Raw genomic sequence first — 771 nt, 5'->3', positions numbered from 1 at the left:
CTTGCCGCCATGTAAATAATATTCTGGATAACCGTACGAATACGGCGACGCTGCACGTTTGTTTCGAATCGGCGAGTCATGCTCACGCAGACTCTCCTGGCCGATGATTCGAAGAAGGTTATAGGCAAACAAGCCGGCATGCAGTACGAGATCATTCGTTGCGAATTTTCCTGCAGGCAGACGCTCCAAATCCAAATTCGGTTTTGATTTCGCTGTGGAATTGCTCACTTGTCCCATGATCGCGGTAAAGCTCAATCACTCGTGACGGGGCACAGCGAAGCGACGTCCAATAGACGCTCACTTCAATTTCCGGGAACAGCAACACTTGTCCATCCCGATCAATCGTTCGATGAATGACGTGGAACACTTGGCGAAGGGGGCGGTCGAATCCCTTTTCGCGAAATTCTATCGCGCCGATATATTCGACTTTTCCTTCGCGCTGCTGGCAGGCGATTCCCGTCGTTTCCGCAATGCGCAGCCACATTTCCTTCGGTTCTCTGCGGAGATTGGCCTTGATGATATAGTCGGCTTTCTCGCGATGACAAACATGCAAATTTTCGGCGCTGTCGTTTCCAGCGTCCATGCGAATGAGCAGCGGCAGGTCCGTTGCACGTTTGGCGTATGCGATGCTCTGTTCTAAAAATGCGGCTGTTCCCTTCTGGCAATGCACACTGCCCTCACGCAGTTCCACATTAACGCCATAGCCTTCTTGGCCCAGGTAGGCAAAGATGGGAGCATAGCCGTCAGTCCCTTTGTAAGTACGAGATACGT

Annotated in this window: 1 protein-coding gene; it reads right to left on the bottom strand. The window is 51.8% G+C overall.

Translation table 11 applies throughout. The features are described 5' to 3' along the window. Positions 1–151: 151 nt before the first annotated feature. The coding region (locus L323_RS33135; protein WP_020815962.1) for a transposase at positions 152–771 on the bottom strand (620 nt) is incomplete at its 5' end.

Origin of the sequence: Ruminiclostridium papyrosolvens C7 (assembly GCF_000421965.1) — a bacterium.
Lineage (GTDB): Bacteria > Bacillota > Clostridia > Acetivibrionales > DSM-1351 > Ruminiclostridium > Ruminiclostridium papyrosolvens_A.
The sequence above is the reverse complement of the archived record's forward strand: the minus strand, read 5'-3'. Positions and strand labels throughout refer to the sequence as shown.